We start from the raw sequence: 17,606 nt of genomic DNA, 5'->3' as shown, positions 1-17,606 counted from the left end.
GGAAACATGTTCATTGGTCGGGATGACGGTGACCTGACCTTCGCGGAACACCTCATCAGAGAGATCCGGAAGGAAGTCAATCTGGAGGCGGTCGTCGTCGCCATCTGGGTCGACAGCGTCGGCGTTGTCGTTCCTCGATCTTGCTGTTGGTGAACCCCTAGGTCCGGACCTGAGTCAAACACGACATCTATTTTCGGGCGTATAAATGCCGCCCGTCGAGGCGTTATAGCCGACCACCTCAGGGGCGACTAATTAACCAGTATCGGCTGTCCCCACGGGGACTACAGGGGAGAGGGTATCACTAGGCCGAATCCTGTGGCGTCTGTTGCTGTGCGTCCTCAAATTGATCATAGACCAGTTCACCGTAGACAGCGGAAACCGTGGGGTGGGGGGACCCCCCAGCGTCCGCATAATTGACACTCATACAAGAAACGGGGATGTGTCAAAACTACTCCTCTCTCAAGTCCCCCACGGGGACTACAGGGGGATCTTCCTGTCTGGTTTTTCAGCCCCCCCACCCCACAAGGGTATACACGGGTATATCTAAGACGTAATAGAATTTTGACCGCGCTCAGAATGGCAAGACCCGGTCAAAACAAACCCTCTAAATCCCTCGTATTACTAAATTCAGACCCGATTCACCCCCACCCACTGCTGAGGTTTATTAGCGGCCACGCTCGAAATCATATATGAGCAACAAGCTACCTGTCAGGGGTAGCGAGGTCCTACGCGCGCTCCTCGAGGAAGACGAACTCACGAGCTCGGACTTCGCGAGCAGCTCCGATGTGACGTCGAACGCGTACAACTACACCTTCAAGCAATTGGAGGAAATGGGATTCATCGACCTCGAAGAAGGAAGACAGAACCCCAACGGCGGGAATAAGCCCAACCTAGCTAGCCTCACAGAAGAAGGGCGCCACGTCGCCGAAGACCTCGACGAGCACGAGGAAACGATTGTCCGAGTTCAAAACTCCCAAGACGAGATAGAGGCCCTCGCAGAAGATATCGACCATCTGAGGCGGGAGATCTCGAGGGCAAAGTCAATGACCAACAATCCCGGCTATCAAAAATATCAGATCGAACAACGGCTTGACCAACTCGAAGAACAGACAGGAGACTTAGCAGACAGGTTAAGTATGCTTTCGCCACAGGAGTGGGAGCATCGGGGAATGGTGCTGGGTAAGATCCGGACGGTGCTAGCCGAAGAGCTGGGCAAATCCGTCAGAATGTGTGGACGGTGTGCAACCCCGACGGTCGTCGAGGTCAAGGCGGATGGGACACAAACTTGCACCGAGTGCGGTTCCAAAGTCTAGCGGCAGCTCGCAATCACCGGTCACAGCCGTCGGCAGTCCGCTCCGTCACAATCCAGTGTCCGTTCAAGCAGCGGTGGCGTTGAGGGCTGCCCTCGCCGGTTTTTGAAACCCCCACACAGCGCGCGCGACGAGTCTCAGCGAACGCCGGTAAGCTTGGCTTCTTTTCCACAGACTAATGTTTTGAGTACGTCACTTAATCAGTCATGCGAAAACAGATATTTCTTCATCGGCCGTGGCGGGTGTCTGCCCTTGCGAGCGCGCCGCTGCGGCCGCCTCACGGGGAGAGATTAGTCAGCACTTCCCGGCTCTAGTCTCCAATAAAATAGCCGACGTGGAAGCACTCGATCGTCAGACCGAGTGTGTACACATCGTGTTACTCGTTTCCAAACATCTGGCGCATCATCGGATGCATTTCCATCAGCTGCTCCTCGGCGATCTCCTCGTACAGCTTGTACGTGATCGAGACCGCGAGCAGCAGCCCGGTGCCGGAGACCTGGCCGATGGTGCCGAGCAGGTTCGCCATCACGGCGAGGAACCCGACGAGGGCGCCCCCGATGACGGTCACCTGCGGGATGTACCGCTCCATCACCTTCTCGACGACCTGCGGGTTCCGCCGGAAGCCGGGGATCTGCATCCCGGAGTTCTGGATCTGCTTCGCGGTCGCCTCCGGGCCCATCCCGGTCGTCTCGACCCAGAAGATGGCGAATATCGCGCCGCCGACGATCATGAACGTGAGGTCGATCGCGAGCCGGAGCGCGATCATCCACGGTTCGCCGGTCGCCGTCCCGCGGAACCACATCCACTGCTGCGGCTGCTGGATGGGGTTCAGGTAGTAGAACAGCCCGGACGTGGGCTGCCCCTGATCGCCGTACACACCGAGCCACCCCGGCATCCCCGCCCACTGCGAGGAGAGGAGCTGCCCGACGAACTGGATGTTCGCCTGCAGCGCGCGGACGAGGATCATCGGCAGCACGGACGCGTAGATAAGCTTCACCGGGAAGCGGCCGCGAGCGCCCTTCACGCGGGCGTGCGACAGCGGGATCTCGACGCGGACCGACTCCGCGTACACGACGATCCCGAAGATGAACACCGTCGTGAACAGCGCGAGGATGTTCCCCGGCTCGAACAGCAGCGACTCGAGCCCGGCCGACGTGAACGGCGACCCCAGCTGGGTGCCGCCCGTCGCGATCGCGAACCAGTTCGCGAAGAAGCCTCGCGCGCCGAGCGCGGAGAAGCTGAAGAAGCCGCCGACGATCTGTTGGCTCACCGCCGCGATGATGAACAGCCCGACGCCGGAGCCGACGCCCCACTTGCTCACGATCTCGTCCATGAACAGGAGGAGGACGCCGCCGACGAAGATCTGCGCGAAGATCAGCGACTTAACGCCGAACGTCCCGATGCCGAGCGCCTGTCCGACGGCCGGATCCGCGGGCAGGAACTGCCCCGTGAACACCATCGGCGCGGCCGTCAGCGCCGTCACGATGATCACCAGCAGTTTCTGGAGGCCTTGGTACAGGACCTGGTCTCGCGGGTCGTCGGTGTCGAGGCCGAGCAGGTTCGCACCGCCCAACAGCTGGAGGACGATGGACGCCGTGACGATCGGTCCGATACCGACCTGCAACAGCGAGCCGGACGAGCCGGCGAGCACCGACCGGAACTGCCCGAAGAAGTCGGACCCCTGACCGACGGCCAACCCGAACGGGTTGATGTTGGTCAGGAAGAAGTAGACGACCAGGATGCCGGCCGTCCACGTGAGCTTCCGTCTGAACGGGACGTGACCCGCCGGTCGCTCCACGACGGGCATCCGAGAGAGCACCGGTTCGGCGGCCTCCTTCCAGCTCATGATTACGCCTCGTCAGTCTCGTCGTCTGAAGTGTTTTCTGATTCGGCAGCGGCTTCCTCGGCGCGCTCGGAGAGCGTCGCCTCGCCGCCAGCCTCCTCGATCAGTTCGACCGCACCGGCGGTGAACGCGTCGGCGGTGACGTGGAGCTCGCGGCGGACCTGTCCGCCGCCGAGCACCTTCACGACGTCGGCGTCGTAGCCGTCGTCGACGACGTCGCGCGCGTCGATGACGTACGCGTCGCCGTCCTCCTCGGCGAGGTCCTCCGCGGCGTACAGCGCCGCGTCCTCGTCGAGTTTCTGGACTTTGACCTCGAGGACTTCCGTCTGCGCGTCCTCGGGGCGCTTGAAGCCGTACTTACCGAGCGGTCCGTAGTTGTGGAACTCGTGTTTCGCGCGGCCGGCCGCGCCGCGGCCGCCGCGGTGACCGGCGCCGCGCCGGTTCTTGTGCGTTCCGCCGCCGTGGGTACGGGACCCGCGCTGTCGACGTTTCTTGCTCGTCATCGCATCGCCTCCAGGAGACCGTCGATCTCCTCGGTCGTGTGTTTCCCGAGCTCGCCGCCCTCGATCACGGGGTGTTTGATCCCCTCGTGACCGCCGCGGGGCGCGTGGAGCCGCAGCGTCGGAGAGAGCCCCTGATCGCGCAGGGTCGTCTCCTCGGCGACGAGCGCCTCGGCCAGCGCCTCCAAGTCGGCGTAGTCGGTGTTGTCGTCGATCCACTCGTCGTCGACGTCGGCCGAGCCCTCGAGGGGCTCGCCGCGCCGAGCGATAGTGGTCGCGACGGCGTCGACGCTCGGTTCCCCGAACGCGACGATGTCGTTCACCTTGGTGATCATCCCGCCGTACGAGTCCGTCTCCGGGACGAACGTCGCGTGGTTGACGCGCCCGATGTTCAGCATGTCGAGCGTGTCCTCGACGCCGTGCTCCAGGTTGACGTCGCCGCGGAGCTGTACGATCGCTTGCATCACTCGCTCACCTCGTCGTAGTGGACCTCGCGGGCGTGCTGCGGAGTGCGGGACTGCGCCGCGTTCTCCAGCGCGTTGAACGTCGCCTTCGCGAGGTTGACGGTCGTGCGGGTGTTGCCGTCGGAGTTCGTCCAGGCGTCCTCGACGCCGGCGAGCTCCAGAATGTTCCGGACCGTCTCCGCGGCCGCAAGGCCCAGCCCCTGCGGGGCGGGCTTGATCTCGACGGTGACGGAGCCAGCCTTACCCTTCGCCGTTCGGGTCAGGGAGTTCGTGCCGCCGGGCTGGTCCTCCCAGGACCCGGAGCCGCGGTCCACCTGGATGATGTTCAGCTTCGCGACGTCGATCGCCTTCTGGATGGCGCCGCCGACCTGGTCGTCCCGGGCCTGCGCGTAGCCGAGGTAGCCGTCGCGGTTGCCCACGGCGACCACGCAGCGGAACTTCACGCGGCGGCCGGAGTCGGTCATGCGCTGGACCATGTTGATGTCCAGCACCTCGTCTTCCAGCCCCGGGAGGAGCTGGTCGACGATCTCGGCCTCCTTCATCGGGAGGCCGGAGTCGAGCGCCTGTTCCATCGACGAGATGTCGCCGTTCTGTACCTTGCGGCCGAGTCGCGTCCGCGGTTCCCAGCCGTCGTTGTGTCTACTCATGGTCCTCCTGGATTGTCGCGAGCACGTCGTCGAAGTGCTCGGGTAAGTCGGCCGCGTCGAACTCGCCGCTGTACAGCGGCTCGTCGAGCTGGTCGTCGTACGCGGCGATGTGTTCGCCTCGCGTACGCGACCAGTCGGCCAGCACGCCGTCGTTGTGCGGGATCTCGAGGCCGGCGTCGATCGCTCCTTCCTGTACTGCAAACGTCTTGTTGCCGGGCGTCGCCGTGTTGAGCCCGATGTCGAGGACGGCCTCTTCGAGGCCGGCGTCGACTGCGCGAGCGCCCGCGAGGTACCCGGTGAGGTACGCGCTGGGAAGGTTGCCCGTGGGGGCGTCCCAGCCGTACTCCGCGAGGTCCTCGCTGGAGGCGGCCGCGTGGGTCTCGTCGCCGTCGGATCCGGGAGTCACCAGCTGCGCCCTGACGTGAGCGTTGCTCACCCGGGCGACCAGGCGAGGCTTGCCCGATTTCAGCAGGCGCAACCTCTGATGGTAATCCGTCCGGACCTCGCGGCGGCGCCGCATCGGCACCTTGTATCGTGGTCCTGTCGCCATTACTCTGTCACCTCGTAGCCGTACTGCGTCTGGATGTACGCCTCCAGTCGGGCGACGTCCTCGAACTCGCCACCGCTCGCCTTGTTGTAGAGCGTGCGGTACTCCGTGGCGTCGAGGACGTCCTCGTCGTCGCGGAGCTCCTTCAGGCGGGTCCGCATCGCGCGGATCCGCGCCTTCCAGTCGTCTTTCGTGTTCTGTCGCGCGCCGGCTTTCCCCTTCCGGGTACCGGCGCCGGACTTGTGTCCGTACGAGCGCTTCGCGGCGCGCTCGCGGGCCTGTCCGCGGGAGTTCGTTTTCGCGTCCTTCGCGCGGATCGTGCCCTGCTCGATGAGTTCGCGGACGTCCTCTCGCGTGATGGCGTCCTCGATCTCCTCCTGTGCCTCGGGGTCGAGCCAGACGCGGCCCTTGCCGACGTCCAGCTCGTCCGCTGCGAGCCGTTTCTGCGCTTTCAGGTCACTCATCGTCGACCTCCACTTCGACGTAGGTCGGGTTCAGCACGCGGATCTCGCGCTCCTCCGCCTCGTCTTCGATCAGTTCGCGCTTGCGACCGCCGACCTTCGAGGCGATCCGCACCGCCTGCGTGTCGCCGTCGACGCCTTCGAGATCGTCCGTGTTGTGCACGCGGACCTCCTCGAAGCCGCTCGGGTGCAGGTCGCGCGACGCCTTCGGCGACCGGAACCCAGCCTCGACGACGGGGCCCTTCGCCTTCATGCGCCGGCGCTGCTTGGAGAGCCCGCCGCGCGGCTTGCGCCACGACGTCGGGATCCGCTTTTTCTTGTGGTAGTCCTGCCGGTTGAACTGCGGTTTCCCCTCGCGGTGCTTCTGCGCGAGCGCGCGAGCGGTCTCGTCGTCCAGCTCCGGCGTCTTCTCGGCGTGACCGCGGGGGCGAAGCTCCGTCTCGACGTCCTCGTCGGCGGCGGCCTCGTCGGCCTCCTCCTCGTCCGTCTCGTCTTCGATTTCCGCGTCCGCCTCCTCGTCGACCTCCAGCCCGCCGACGTCGGCCTTGATACGCGCTGCGAGCGCGTTGCCGACGCCGTCGACCTCGGAGAGCTCCGACTGGGAGGCGGCCTTCACGTCCTCGACCGTCTCGTAGCCGGCCTCGCGAAGGGCGTCCGCCTTCGAGGGACCGACACCGCTGATGTCTTCCAGTTCTTCGGCCATTGGTTAGGCACCTCCGGTGGGCTTCTCGACGATGTACACGCCGTCCTGGAAGACGCGCGTGTCCTTGTCGGTCACCTTCGTCAGCTGTTCGATGTCGGCGGCGGTCTGCCCGACGGCCTCCTTGTCGGAGCCCGAGAGCGTGACCGTCTCGCCGTCGACCTGTACGTCCGTGTCCCCGCGGACCGGGGTGCGTCGCTGTGCTCGCTCGCCGAGGAAGTTCTCGATGACGACCTCGTCGCCCTCCACGGTCACCTGCATCGGGAAGTGGGCGTAGTACACTTCCATCGTGTACTCCCATCCCTCGGTGACGCCGTGGATCATGTTGGTGACGTGGCTCTCGAATGTGCCGACCGTGGCGTTCGTCTTCGCGTCCTCGTTCTCGGAGGCGATCGCGACGGCACCGTCCTCGACCGTGACCTCGACGTCGGGGTACCAGAGGCGTCGCGTGACGCTCCCGTTGGGACCCTCGACGGTGAGTTCGAGGTGGTCGGTCTCGGCGGAGACGTCGTCCGGAATTTCGATTTCGACTCTGTTCATTGTTAGTAGACGTATGCGATCACTTGGCCGCCGATGCCCTCTTCGCGGGCCTCGTAGTGGCTCATGACGCCGTGGCTCGTCGTGACGATGAGCGTCCCGTAGTCACGGGCGGGGAGGTACCGCTTCTCCCACTTCTCGAACTCGTCTGCGCCCGCGGAGTAGCGGGGCTTGACGGCGCCACACTCGTTGATCGCGCCTTTCAGTTCGACCTCGAACTTCCCGGCTTTCCCGTCGTCGACGTACTCGAAGCCGTCGACGTACCCGCGGTCGTAGAGGACCTCGAGGACGGAGCCGATGATGTTTGAGGCGGGCTCAACCGTGTACGACAGGTGGCCAACGCTCTCGGCGTTGTCCATGCCGGCGAGCGCGTTGGTGAATGGATCGTTTCCTGTCATGATCAGCTGTACTTCTCGAATCCCATGTCTCGGGCGACCTCGCGGAAACACTGCCGGCAGAGGTTGATGTCGTACTTGCCGACAAGCCCCTGCTCGCGGTCGCACCGCCGGCAGGTGTGCCGGGAGCCGGTGCGCTTCGCCGCGTGTTCGCCCGTGTCGTTGTTCGCTTCGCTCATTCCGTTACCTCTACGTCGAAGTTGGTCTCGAGGAACGCGGCCGCGTCCTCGACGGTCATCCGGTGTTTCGCGGGGATCGACGCCGTCGCCTTGTCCCGCTTCGACACGCGGTAGCCGGGCCGGACGATCGTCGTCGTCACGTCGAGCCCGTAGATGCCGATGTTGGGGTTGTACTCCTGGCTCGGGAAGTCGGTGTGGTCCTCGACACCGAAGCTCAGGTTGCCCGTGTCGTCGAACTGACTCCGCGAGACGTCGACGACGTCGAGCGCGGTTGCGAGGAACTCGTGTGCGTCCTCGCCCCGCAGCGTCACCTTGACGCCGATCGGGTCGCCCTTGCGGATCCCGAACTCGGCTATGGTGCGCTTCGAGGTGGTCCGGACCGACTGCTGCTCCGTGATCTCCTCGATGATCTCCTCGGCGTCGGCGAGGGGTTCACCGCCCTGCCCGACGCCCATGTGGACGACGACCTTCTCGAGATACGGCTCGCGCATCTCGTGAGGGGCGCTCTCGGCTTCACTCATCCGAATCACCCGCCTCGTCGGCGTCGTCGCCGGTGAAGTTCTCGTCGATGACGACGAGGTACTCCTCGACCGTCTCGTAGCCGTCGTCGTCGTCGCCGACGAACACGGTGTTCGAGCCCGAGCCGAGCGTCACGTCGATGGCGTCGACCTCGCCGATCCGCCCGGCGTGCTGGCCGGCAACGGCGGTGACGAGGGCGCCCTCTTCGTACTCGAAGTGGGCGACGACCTCCTTGGTCTCGTTGTCGACGACGATCGAGTCCTTGGTGTCGTACGGTGTGTCCGCGTCGACGCGCACGTTCGTTCCGTCGTGGAGCGTCAACTGGACGGCGCCGCCGGGGACGACCGACTTGTTCGTGATCTTCCCGAGCCGGCTGCCCGCGGCCTCCTCGTCGACGGGGGTCAGCGCGAGCCGACCGCCCTCGTCGGGGAAGACGCGGAAGAACTCCCCGCGCTCGGGGAACGCCAGGATGTCGAACATCCCGATCGGACGCTGCTCGTCCGAGATCGCGTCGCCGTTGACGAGGACCGAGTCGTTGTTCAGCGCGTAGCGCGCCTCCTTCGTCGAGTCGACGTAACCGAGCACGTCCCGCAGCAGGACGACGAGCGGAACGCCCGCCTCACCGTGCGGGCCGGCGCCGGCCTTGACGGTGAATGTGTTCGTCTTTCGCTCGACCGGCCAGGAGTTCGGTACTGCCAGTCGCTTCTGATGTCGCGTCATTCGTTATCCTCCTGGAGCCGCGCCTCCCGGCGTTCGTCTTCCAGGTCCAGATCGGTCACCCGGACGTTGCTCGCCGGGATCGGACGGGGAACTTCCTCCCCGTCCGCCTTCTCGACGGTGACGTCCTCGACGGTGATCCGTTCCGCGGACAGGTCGACGGCGACGACTTCCGCCTCCGTCCCGGCCGCGTCGCCGCGAAGCACCTCGACGGTGTCGCCGGCGTTGACGCGGACGTTGCGCTGTCCGTACTCCTCGCGGAGCTCCTCCGTGAGGGTTGCTCGGACCTGGTTCTGCCGCTCGTGGAGCGGCGCGGTCTCCGACCGTTTTCGCTGTTTGCGTGGCTGTTTCGTCATGGTTAGACGATCATCGTCGCGGTCGAGGCGATGCTTCCGAATCGTTCGGCGACCTCGCGGGCGACGGGGCCCTTGATCTCGGTGCCCCGCGGCTCCTCGAGGTCGTCGATGATGACGGCCGCGTTGTCCTCGAACTTCACGCGGGTCCCGCTCGGACGGCGGATCGGCTTGCGCTGGCGGACGACGACCGCCTCCAGCACCTGCCGCCGCATCTCCGGGGTCCCTTTGGTGACCGAGACGGTCACCTTGTCGCCGATACCTGCCTTCGGGTGGCGGTTCTTCGTGCCGGAGTAGCCGGCGACGGAGATCACCTTCAGCTCACGCGCGCCGGTGTTGTCGGCGCACGTGATGAGCGAGCCCTTCGAGAGCCCCTGCGTGACGTCGGCCTTTAGCGCCTCCATCACTGATCACCCGACAGGTTCTCGACGACGACGTGGGACTTCGTCTTCGAGAGCGGTCGCGTTTCCGCGATCTTCACTTCGTCACCGACTTCGAGCGAGTCGAGCACGCCCGGCACGTGGGCCGGGATGCGCGAGCGACGCTTCATGTACCGATCGTATTTCGGTACGAACACGTCGTATTCTCGCTCGACGATGACGGTCTTTTCCATATCCGTCGACACGACCGTTCCCTCGCGGGTTTGGCCGCGGACGGAGAGCTGCCCGTGGAACGGGCACTTCTCGTAGTCGTAATCCTCCGGGTTGTCTGGCTCCGGAGGCGTGGGTACGTCGATTCCTATCGCCATTGTGTGACACCTCGTTCGGTGCGTTCGGCGGGTCGATGCCGCAACCGATCGCCATCCACCGTTACGTAGACCGCGTCTTTGCACTCGCCGCGGTGGCTCGCCGGACCCGCGTCGTCACCGGTGACGACGCTTGCGGACCCGGACGGGCCAGACTGACGGGGGCGGACCCCCGTAGTATCCGACCCGAGTTGGGACGCGGACCCCGACGACTGCGCGTCGCCGGCGGCTTCATCTGTGCGGACGGTCGGGACGTCGACGACCGCGAACTCCAGCGTCGCGCCCGACTTGGGCACGCGCTTGTCCCCCGACGGCGTTCGGACCACGATGGTGCCGAACGTCTCGGACAGCACGCGGCCGGCGATGCCCGCGTGGGCGTCGCTGGCGGCGTCGGCCACCCGAACCGGGAGGCCGACGAGCTCGTGCCGGACGAGTGTGTCGGGGGATATCATCTTATTCGTCGTCGAAGTCGCCTTCTTCCTGCTGGATCGTCTTGATCCGCGCGATCGTCTTCTTCAGTTCCTTGACGCGGCCCGGACTCTCCGGCATGCCGCCGGCGGCGCGCTGCGCCTTCGAGTTGAGCAGCTCGGTCTCGAGCTCCTCGAGCTCGACCTGCCGCTCGGCCGCCGTCATGTCGCGGATCTCGTCTGTGTAGAGGATCGCCATTTACTCGTCCTCCTCTTCGTCGTCAGCGGCTTCCATCTCCGCGACGAGGTCCGCCGCCTCCGATTCGATCTCCTCGTCGAGCTCGTCGATGTCGTCCGCGTCGGCGTCGCCGACCGGCTCCTCGGGGGCGACATCGGTCGCCTCCGCGGCCGTGTCTTGCGTCTCCTCGACGACCTCCTCGACGACCTCCTCGTCGATGACGTCGGTGGGGTCGTCGTCGGGCACCTCGACGTCGTCGTCGGCGCCGACGTCCGGCACCTCCTCTGGCTCCTCTTCGAGGAGCGCTTCGACGCCTTCGTCGTCGCCCGCGGCGGCCTGCTCGACCTCCGGGACCTCGGCGTCCTCGCGGATATCGAAGTCGTCCGGGAGCTTCGCGCCCGGCGGGATGATCTTCACGTTGACGCCGATCGTCCCGAGCTTCATCACCGCGACGCCCTGGCCGTGGTCGACGACCTCCTCCGCGGGCTCGCCGTTGTGCTTGATGTAGCCGCGGTTGAACTTCTCGACGCGCGAACGCGCGCCGGTGACCTTCCCGGACAGGACGATTTCGGCGCCCAGCGCGCCGGCGTCCATGATCCGGTCGATCGTCGTGTGACCGGCCTTCCGGAAGTACCAGCCGCGTTCGAGAGCGTTCGCGAGACGGTCCGCGACGATCTGGGCGTTCAGGTCGGGCTCGTCGACCTCCTGAACGTCGATCTGCGGGTCGTCCATGTCGAAGCGGTCCTCGAGCTCGGTGGTGATCTTGCGGATGTTCTTCCCGCCTTTCCCGATCACCATGCCGGGCTTTTCGGCCTTCAGCACGATCTGCGTGCCCATCGGCGTCTTGGCGACGTCCATGCCGCCGTAGCCGGCTCGGCCGAGCTCGTCCGCGAAGAACTCGTTGATCTGTGAACGGCGCAGGCCGTCCTCGATGAATTGGTGTTCGTCAGCCATTATTCGTCGGCCTCCGGGTCCTCGATGATGAGTTCGACGTCGGCGAGCGTGGTGTTCCACTGGGTGGCGCCCGCGGCTCGCGGGTTCCGCCCGGGTCGCTCACCGACCTTGTGGGGGGCGACGTGTTTGATGACCATCTCGTCGCCGTCGAATCCCTGTTCTGTCGCGTTGTTCTTGACGTTCTCCAGGAGCTTGAGGAAGTCCTTGGCGGCCTTCTCGGGGTAGCGGCCCGCGTCCCAGCCGTCGATGTCGGAGCGGTGGCCCGCGCCGGCGTTGTGCTGGCGCATCGGCACCGAGGTCTCCTCGTCGATGACTTCCTGGAGGAACTCCTCGGCGTCGGCGACGGTCTCGCCTTTGATCTCCCGGGAGATCTCCTTGCTGTCCTTCACGCTGATGGGCCGGTCGCGGAGCATCCCCTTGGCGGTGGTCTCCGGGTCGGCCTCGACGCTGTAGTTGATTCCCATGGGTTACTTGAGCGGCACGAACTTCGAGGACCGGGTCGCGCCGATGCCGGCCTGACCGTGTTCGACGGTGCTTCGCGTGAGGTGGAACTCGCCCAGGTAGTGTCCGATCATCTGGGGTTCGACCTGCACGCGCTCGAAGCTGTGTCCGTTGTACACGGAGAAGGTGACGCCGACGAACTCCGGAAGGATCGGCATGTCGCGCAGATGCGTCCGGATCGGATCGTCCGCCGTCGTCTCCTTGTCGCGGGTTCGGGCCTTCTCCAGCAGCTTCTGCTGTTCGGTGCCGAGGCCGCGAACGATGCTTCGCCGCTGGCGTGCGGGGAGCAGTTCCGCGACGTCTTCGACGTCCATCTCCTGCAGCTCGTCGAGCGAGTGACCGCGGTAGGCGAACTCCTTGCCCTCGCGGCCGGTTCGGTAGTTGGAACTCATTTGTTGCCACCTCGTCCGGTGCGCTTGGATGCGATGTCACCCACTTTGCGTCCCGGCGGGGCGTCCCGCGAGACGGACTTCGGCTGTCCGGGGTGTTGGCGACCGCCCCCGCCGAAGGGGTGGTCGACGGCGTTCATCGCGACGCCGCGCACGCGCGGGTATTTCGTCCCGCGCGCCTTCATCTTGTGGTACTTGTTGCCGGCCTTGACGAAGGGCTTCTCCGTCCGGCCGCCGCCCGCGACCACGCCGATCGTGGCGCGGCACTGCGGGTCAAGCCGCTTCACTTCCCCGCTGGGGAGCTGGACGACCGCGACGTCGCGGTCGTGGGTGAGGAGCGTCGCGGACACGCCGGAGGCGCGCGCGAACTTCCCGCCGTCCCCGCGGTTGCTCTCGACGTTACAGACCGGAACGCCCTCGGGGATTTCGGCCAGCGGGAGCGTGTTCCCGGGCTTGATCTCCGCGCTCACGCCGACCTGAATCGTCTCGCCCACGCGCACGCCTTCCGGCGCGAGCACGAGCCGACGGTCGTCGTCCTCGAACTCGATCTCCGCGAGCGGAGCCGAGCGGGCCGGGTCGTGTTCGATCCCGACGATCTCGCCGGTGATCGTGTCCACGTCTTCGAGCTTCTTGTGCGACAGTTCCGCCTTATAGCGGTGGGAGGGGGCCCGGAACGTCGGGCCGCCGCGTCCACGCCGCTGTCCTTGGATTCGTCGTCCCATATCAGAACACCCCGATGCGCGAGGCGATTTCGGTCGCGTCGTCGTCCTCGGAGAGCGTGACCGTCGCCTTCTTCTTCCCCTTCGAGGTCACCTGCGTGTTCACGTCGGTGACGGTGACGTCGTAGCGGTCTTGGACCTCCTCGCGGACCTCGGGCTTCGTCGCGTCGATGTCGACGAGGAACAGCAGCTTGTTCTTGAAGTCCATCTCGTTCATCGCCTGCTCGGTGACGAGCGGGTGCTCGATGATGGAGTTCATCGGTCTGCCACCTCCTCGATCGCGCTCTCGGTCCACAGCGTGAGTCGTCCCGGGTGTCCGCCCGGCGCGAGGTCCTCAGCGTTGACCTCGCCCGCGGTCGCGACGTCGACGCCCGAGAGGTTCCGGGCGGCGCGGGACGGCTCCTCGCTGGTGACGACGAGGACGGACTTGGGTTGGCTGTACTTGCGACCGCGGGTCTTCCCGCGGCCGGACCGCACGGAGCGGCCCTCCTCGGCGCGCTCGATGTCGGCGTCGGCGCCGACGGCCTCCAGCACGCCCAGGGCCTCCTGGGTCTTCTGTAAGTCCTCGAACTCGTCGGAGACGACGAGCGGGAGCGCCAGGTCGTCGTCGAACGCGTGACCGCGCTCGGCGACGAGCTCGGCGTCGGTGGTGGCCGCGACGGCCGACCGGATCGCGAGCTGTCGCTCCTTGTCGTTCAGTTTCTTCGTCTGGTCCTTCTCGGCCTTCGGCGGGTGCGCGGCGCGGCCCGAGACGGCGCTCGGGACGCGGCGGGCGACGTTCTCGGAGCGCGGGATGTGCGCGAGCCCGCGCCCGGAGCCGAACGACTCCGCGGGGGTTCGCAGCCCGGCGAACTCGTCGGCACCGTAGGCCTGCTTCCGGTTAGCCTGTGCGGCGGAGACCGCTCGACCGATGAGGTCCGGTCGGAACGCGGTCTCGAAGATCGCCGGCAGCTCGACGCTGCCCGCGTCCCCGCCGTCCAGGTCGTGTACTGTTGCGTTCATGTATTATCCCTGGTTGGATGCGGTGGATACGTACCGGACCTCGGGGTCGAGGCGCGGCTGGTCGTTCGGCCGGATGGCCGGGCGGAACCGAAGCAGGCGCTGGTCCGGACCGGGCAGCGAGCCCTTGATGAGCGCGTACTCGCCGTCGACCTCGCCGTAGTTGACGAAGCCGCCGTCGACGGAGGCGTCGTCGCCCTCGCCGAAGTCGATGAGGCGCTTGTTGAGCTCGGTGCGCTGGTGGTAGCCGGTCTGCCCCTGCTGGGGAACGGTGGAGCGAACGCGGGAGGGGTTCCACGGACCGAGGTTACCGATCCGGCGCCGCCATCCCTGGCGGGCGTGTTTGCCCTTCCGCTTCTGTACGCCCCAGCGCTTGACGGGACCCTGCGTCCCCTTCCCCTTCGTGATGCCCGAGACGTCGGTGTACTGACCGGCGCGGAAGACGTCGCCGAACTCGTGGGCGCCGCCCTCCCCGACGAGGTCGAGCCCGAACTCGACGCGCTCCTCGAGGGAGCCGCCGCCGACTCGGGTCTCCATGACGTCGGGCTTCTTCTTGGGGATGTTCGCGAGCTCCGAGGGGACGGTGTGAGTGATGACGCGGACGTCGTCGACGACGCCGTCGTCGAGCAACGCGCGAAGCTCCTCTGCGTCCTCCTCGAAGGTGTTCTCCGCCGGGAGGTCGAGCGCGCGATCGAGCTCCTCGTGGAACTCGGTCGCCCAGACCTCTTCGACCGGCTTCTTTCCGTACGCCGTCTGTTCGTAGGCGCGCAGGGCCACCGCGTACATCGGCGGCGTCTCGACGACGGTGACGGGAACGGACTCTTCCATTCCCTCACGCGGCGAGTTGGCCTCGTCGTTGACCATAACGACGTGCGTCATTCCGGCCTTGTAGCCGGCGAACCCCTGCAGTGCGGGGGCTCCGTCGTCGTCGGGCCACGAGCGAATACGCGGGACCTCTCGGTCGGCGCGGGTCCGTGGGCCGTAACCCAGCGAGCCTTTTCTCGGTCGGTTTGGTTGTGCCATGTGTTTACTCCGTGAGTGTGAGCGAGCCGAGAGTCACGAACAGAGCCTCCTCCGTTCGGACGACCTCGCTGCTCTGTGCCGGGATCGTATTCAGCCAGAGGTCGAACCCCGGATCGGGTTCGACCGGACGGCCGTCGGCGACGGCCGCCCGAATGTCGTCGGGCGAAAGCCCGAGCATCTCCGGAAGCCCCCGCTCGGGCGCGCCGAAGGCGACGGCGTAGCCGCCGGCCTCCCGCGCGTCCGAGACGATGCCGCCGAGCCGCGAGACGGAGAGTTCCTCCCCGTGTCGCGACGTCGCGACGGCCAGTCCGTCGCCGGCGAGCGCTTCCGACAGGTCCGCGTTCACGACCTGGAAGCCCGCCTCGGGCTTCCCGGTGATGCGGGCGCGGACCGGTTCTCTCGAAGAGACCCTGATGGTGACGCGCTCCCCCTGCTCGACCTCCATTCCGGAGGGGACGAGCAGGGAGATCGGGTGTTCCCGCAGCGGGGAATTGACCCGGACGCGGCCTTCAGGTCCGACCTCGGTCACGAGTCCCTGTGTTTTCGACTCTTCCCCGCTAGGGGTCGAGCCGGTCCGCCACGGCACGCGGAGCGGCGGGAGCACGCCGGCGTACCGGAGTTCGTCGCGCTCCCCCCAGAGGTCCTTCCGGAGCTCCGGAGGGGTCGCGGCGTACCCCAGCACGGTCCGAACGTACTCGCCGCCCCGTCGCCGCTCGCCTTCCGCGTCTGGGAAGACGACCAGTCGATCCGCCCGGAACACCGCCGCCGCGCGGGCGACGTAACCGAGTTTGCGAGTCGCCTCGCGGTCGTCCTCGGCCTCCCGGACGACCGAAGACGGAATACAGATCGTGAGTCCGTCTTCGGTACGCATCGTGGCGAGACTGTACCCCTCGATTTCGGACGGCACCGTAAAAGGATAGCGGTCCCGTTTCCGGGCTGTGCCGCGTTCACACGGGGTCTGACGGGCGTTTCGACCCGTCGGATCGAGAGAGTCTATCACACGGATCGGGTCGAACCGAGATCGCTCAAGACGATCCGAGGCCGCCCGAAACGATCCGAGGCCGCCCAAAACGATCCGAGGCCTGGAGCGACACGGGGCGGCCGAGCCGATCCGGCGCTATCGCTCCGACGAGTCCCCGACGACGTCGCCGTTCCCGTCCACGGTGAGCGCGAGCTCGTCGCCGTCGACCGAGAACGTCAGCGTGGCCCGGAGGGGATCCGTCGACCGGACCGCCTCGTCGTACTCGTTGAGGAACCGGTCGAGGCGGAGGACCGACCGGGGCGAGAACGGGTCGAGCCCGTGATCGAGCATGAACCCCAACAGCTCCGGCGACGACAGGAGCCCGGGTCCGGCGGCGCACCCCATCTCGTAGGGGCAGTTGGGACACGACGCCTTCAGCAGCACCGCGAACCGGGACCGGCAGTTCGAGCAGACGCCGTCGCGCTCGTGGTCCGCGCAGGCGTCCAGTTCGGTCTCGACGGACGCCGCGCAACGCGGGCAGATCCCGGAGCCGACGGCGAGCAGTTCGAGGTTCGTCCACGCGTGGGCGGCGCGGAGCACCTCGCCCGGCGTTCGCCCCCGGAGCCCCGCCGGGGGAAACGGGAGCCGGCCGAGGTATCCCGACGCCGTCTCCTCGGGGCCGCCGACCCGGCCCCACGAGCGGTCCCACCGGCTCTCGCACGCCGGGCAGAACACCTCGACGCTGCCGTCGCGCCACTGGATCTCCAGCGGTCGCTCGCAGGTCGGACAGCGGTCCTCGACCGGCGTCCGGTCGAGCTCCGGGTCGTCGGTGACCGCCCCGGAGCGGATCGCTTCGACGACGCGTCGGCCCGGGTGGTCCAGCGCGTAGCCGTCCGCGGTCTTCCGGACGAAGTGGCCGCGGAGCTCGCCGAGGTGGTAGTTGAACCTCGCCGTGTCGTCGACGGGGAGCCGGTCGTACAGCTCTGAGAAGGCGAGCGGCTCAGCGGCATCGCCGAGGGCGCGCAGGATCCGCACCCGGACCTCGTCGCCGAGCGCGGCAAACGCCTCGTCGGGCGACAGCCGACCGTCCGGACGCTCCTCGGTCATCGTGGTACCCCGTCGGTCCGCCTCATGTAAAGAGCCTGTCGTGGCGTGCGCCCGTCACGCGCCGAGACAGACGCCCGTCCCGGGCACGCACACCGGCCGAGGGTCCCAGTCGTCGGCACGCTTTCGGAGCCGCCGAGCGATCGGCCGCGCCCCGTAGTACACGGCGAGGGCGGCGCTCGCGACCCCCGCGCTCGCGACCGGGTACGAGGCGGCGACGAGGACCCCGAGCATGGCCGCGACCAACAGCGCCGATCCGCGCACCGTCGGTGGCGGCCCCCGCGGGGGGTTCGATGCGTCGCGTCGCGTCCGCGTTCCGTCGGGTCTCATGCGGTCGATGCTACGCGCCGCGAGGGAATAAGTGTAATCTGAACGATGTTTTTGTAGGGAAAGC

The 17,606-nt window shown here is 66.6% G+C and carries 29 protein-coding genes; 2 read left to right on the top strand and 27 right to left on the bottom strand.

Annotation, left to right across the window (positions count from 1 at the left end; genetic code table 11):
- Positions 1–6 precede the first annotated feature (6 nt).
- Both DJ75_RS18435 and DJ75_RS00610 read left to right on the top strand, forming a co-directional pair.
- Positions 7–153: a hypothetical protein gene (locus tag DJ75_RS18435; protein WP_176451396.1), complete on the top strand. Its 147-nt coding sequence runs from the start codon at positions 7–9 to the stop codon at positions 151–153.
- Positions 154–689: 536 nt separating this feature from the next.
- Positions 690–1,313, top strand: a complete 624-nt coding sequence (locus DJ75_RS00610) for a hypothetical protein (protein ID WP_094521944.1) — start codon at positions 690–692, stop codon at positions 1,311–1,313.
- A 373-nt stretch (positions 1,314–1,686) separates the two neighbouring features.
- Here DJ75_RS00610 and secY read toward each other — a convergent pair whose 3' ends face one another.
- From secY to DJ75_RS00475, 27 genes are all read right to left on the bottom strand, one after another.
- Entirely contained in the window at positions 1,687–3,156 is a 1,470-nt protein-coding gene (gene secY, locus DJ75_RS00605) for a preprotein translocase subunit SecY (RefSeq protein ID WP_094521943.1), read from the bottom strand.
- 2 nt (positions 3,157–3,158) lie between these two features.
- Positions 3,159–3,656, bottom strand: a complete 498-nt coding sequence (locus DJ75_RS00600; RefSeq protein WP_094521942.1) for an uL15m family ribosomal protein — start codon at positions 3,654–3,656, stop codon at positions 3,159–3,161.
- Entirely contained in the window at positions 3,653–4,117 is a 465-nt protein-coding gene (locus DJ75_RS00595) for a 50S ribosomal protein L30 (protein ID WP_094521941.1), read from the bottom strand. Before DJ75_RS00595 ends, DJ75_RS00600 begins: the two co-directional genes overlap by 4 nt.
- Positions 4,117–4,764: a 30S ribosomal protein S5 gene (locus DJ75_RS00590; RefSeq protein WP_094521940.1), complete on the bottom strand. Its 648-nt coding sequence runs from the start codon at positions 4,762–4,764 to the stop codon at positions 4,117–4,119. The genes DJ75_RS00595 and DJ75_RS00590 overlap by 1 nt, the downstream gene beginning before the upstream one ends.
- A complete protein-coding gene (locus tag DJ75_RS00585) occupies positions 4,757–5,314 on the bottom strand; it encodes a 50S ribosomal protein L18 (protein ID WP_094521939.1) in 558 nt (185 codons plus the stop codon). Before DJ75_RS00585 ends, DJ75_RS00590 begins: the two co-directional genes overlap by 8 nt.
- A complete protein-coding gene (locus tag DJ75_RS00580) occupies positions 5,314–5,775 on the bottom strand; it encodes a 50S ribosomal protein L19e (RefSeq protein WP_094521938.1) in 462 nt (153 codons plus the stop codon). The genes DJ75_RS00585 and DJ75_RS00580 overlap by 1 nt, the downstream gene beginning before the upstream one ends.
- A complete protein-coding gene (locus DJ75_RS00575) occupies positions 5,768–6,475 on the bottom strand; it encodes a 50S ribosomal protein L32e (RefSeq protein ID WP_094521937.1) in 708 nt (235 codons plus the stop codon). Before DJ75_RS00575 ends, DJ75_RS00580 begins: the two co-directional genes overlap by 8 nt.
- Positions 6,476–6,478: 3 nt before the next feature.
- On the bottom strand, positions 6,479–7,012 hold the full coding sequence (locus DJ75_RS00570) for a 50S ribosomal protein L6 (protein WP_094521936.1): 534 nt from the start codon (positions 7,010–7,012) through the stop codon (positions 6,479–6,481).
- A gap of 2 nt (positions 7,013–7,014) precedes the next feature.
- A complete protein-coding gene (locus tag DJ75_RS00565) occupies positions 7,015–7,407 on the bottom strand; it encodes a 30S ribosomal protein S8 (protein ID WP_004047215.1) in 393 nt (130 codons plus the stop codon).
- Between the two features lie 2 nt (positions 7,408–7,409).
- Positions 7,410–7,583: a 30S ribosomal protein S14 gene (locus DJ75_RS00560; protein WP_094521935.1), complete on the bottom strand. Its 174-nt coding sequence runs from the start codon at positions 7,581–7,583 to the stop codon at positions 7,410–7,412.
- Complete coding sequence (locus DJ75_RS00555) at positions 7,580–8,104, bottom strand: 50S ribosomal protein L5 (protein WP_094521934.1); 525 nt, start codon at positions 8,102–8,104, stop codon at positions 7,580–7,582. The genes DJ75_RS00560 and DJ75_RS00555 overlap by 4 nt, the downstream gene beginning before the upstream one ends.
- Positions 8,097–8,822, bottom strand: a complete 726-nt coding sequence (locus DJ75_RS00550; protein ID WP_094521933.1) for a 30S ribosomal protein S4e — start codon at positions 8,820–8,822, stop codon at positions 8,097–8,099. The genes DJ75_RS00555 and DJ75_RS00550 overlap by 8 nt, the downstream gene beginning before the upstream one ends.
- A complete protein-coding gene (gene rplX / locus DJ75_RS00545) occupies positions 8,819–9,175 on the bottom strand; it encodes a 50S ribosomal protein L24 (protein WP_094521932.1) in 357 nt (118 codons plus the stop codon). The genes DJ75_RS00550 and rplX overlap by 4 nt, the downstream gene beginning before the upstream one ends.
- Positions 9,176–9,177: 2 nt before the next feature.
- Positions 9,178–9,576 (bottom strand): 50S ribosomal protein L14, encoded by a 399-nt coding sequence (locus DJ75_RS00540; protein ID WP_094521931.1) that lies wholly within the window; start codon positions 9,574–9,576, stop codon positions 9,178–9,180.
- A complete protein-coding gene (locus DJ75_RS00535) occupies positions 9,576–9,920 on the bottom strand; it encodes a 30S ribosomal protein S17 (RefSeq protein ID WP_094521930.1) in 345 nt (114 codons plus the stop codon). Before DJ75_RS00535 ends, DJ75_RS00540 begins: the two co-directional genes overlap by 1 nt.
- Positions 9,911–10,369: a ribonuclease P protein component 1 gene (locus tag DJ75_RS00530; RefSeq protein ID WP_094521929.1), complete on the bottom strand. Its 459-nt coding sequence runs from the start codon at positions 10,367–10,369 to the stop codon at positions 9,911–9,913. The genes DJ75_RS00535 and DJ75_RS00530 overlap by 10 nt, the downstream gene beginning before the upstream one ends.
- Position 10,370: 1 nt before the next feature.
- Positions 10,371–10,583 carry a 50S ribosomal protein L29 gene (gene rpmC, locus DJ75_RS00525; RefSeq protein ID WP_094521928.1) on the bottom strand — a complete coding sequence of 71 codons (213 nt, stop codon included), beginning with the start codon at positions 10,581–10,583 and terminating at the stop codon, positions 10,371–10,373.
- Positions 10,584–11,516 (bottom strand): 30S ribosomal protein S3, encoded by a 933-nt coding sequence (locus DJ75_RS00520; RefSeq protein ID WP_094521927.1) that lies wholly within the window; start codon positions 11,514–11,516, stop codon positions 10,584–10,586.
- The gene (locus tag DJ75_RS00515; protein ID WP_094521926.1) at positions 11,516–11,980 is read right to left on the bottom strand and encodes a 50S ribosomal protein L22; all 465 of its coding nucleotides are present in this window, start codon (positions 11,978–11,980) and stop codon (positions 11,516–11,518) included. Before DJ75_RS00515 ends, DJ75_RS00520 begins: the two co-directional genes overlap by 1 nt.
- Positions 11,981–11,983: 3 nt before the next feature.
- Positions 11,984–12,409, bottom strand: coding sequence for a 30S ribosomal protein S19 (locus tag DJ75_RS00510; protein ID WP_094521925.1), 426 nt, complete (start codon positions 12,407–12,409; stop codon positions 11,984–11,986).
- Positions 12,406–13,128: a 50S ribosomal protein L2 gene (locus DJ75_RS00505; protein WP_008007907.1), complete on the bottom strand. Its 723-nt coding sequence runs from the start codon at positions 13,126–13,128 to the stop codon at positions 12,406–12,408. Before DJ75_RS00505 ends, DJ75_RS00510 begins: the two co-directional genes overlap by 4 nt.
- Position 13,129: 1 nt before the next feature.
- A complete protein-coding gene (locus DJ75_RS00500) occupies positions 13,130–13,384 on the bottom strand; it encodes a 50S ribosomal protein L23 (RefSeq protein WP_094521924.1) in 255 nt (84 codons plus the stop codon).
- Complete coding sequence (gene rpl4p / locus DJ75_RS00495) at positions 13,381–14,127, bottom strand: 50S ribosomal protein L4 (RefSeq protein ID WP_094521923.1); 747 nt, start codon at positions 14,125–14,127, stop codon at positions 13,381–13,383. The genes DJ75_RS00500 and rpl4p overlap by 4 nt, the downstream gene beginning before the upstream one ends.
- Before the next feature lie 3 nt (positions 14,128–14,130).
- The gene (locus DJ75_RS00490) at positions 14,131–15,147 is read right to left on the bottom strand and encodes a 50S ribosomal protein L3 (RefSeq protein ID WP_094521922.1); all 1,017 of its coding nucleotides are present in this window, start codon (positions 15,145–15,147) and stop codon (positions 14,131–14,133) included.
- 4 nt (positions 15,148–15,151) lie between these two features.
- Complete coding sequence (locus tag DJ75_RS00485; protein ID WP_094521988.1) at positions 15,152–16,018, bottom strand: putative RNA uridine N3 methyltransferase; 867 nt, start codon at positions 16,016–16,018, stop codon at positions 15,152–15,154.
- Between the two features lie 246 nt (positions 16,019–16,264).
- Positions 16,265–17,215, bottom strand: coding sequence for a helix-turn-helix transcriptional regulator (locus DJ75_RS00480; protein WP_094521921.1), 951 nt, complete (start codon positions 17,213–17,215; stop codon positions 16,265–16,267).
- A gap of 54 nt (positions 17,216–17,269) precedes the next feature.
- Entirely contained in the window at positions 17,270–17,542 is a 273-nt protein-coding gene (locus DJ75_RS00475) for a hypothetical protein (RefSeq protein WP_094521920.1), read from the bottom strand.
- Positions 17,543–17,606: the final 64 nt, after the last annotated feature.

The organism is Halorubrum sp. Eb13, from assembly GCF_002252895.1.
Taxonomy (GTDB): Archaea; Halobacteriota; Halobacteria; order Halobacteriales; family Haloferacaceae; genus Halorubrum.
This window is presented reverse-complemented; position numbering and strand designations above follow the sequence as displayed.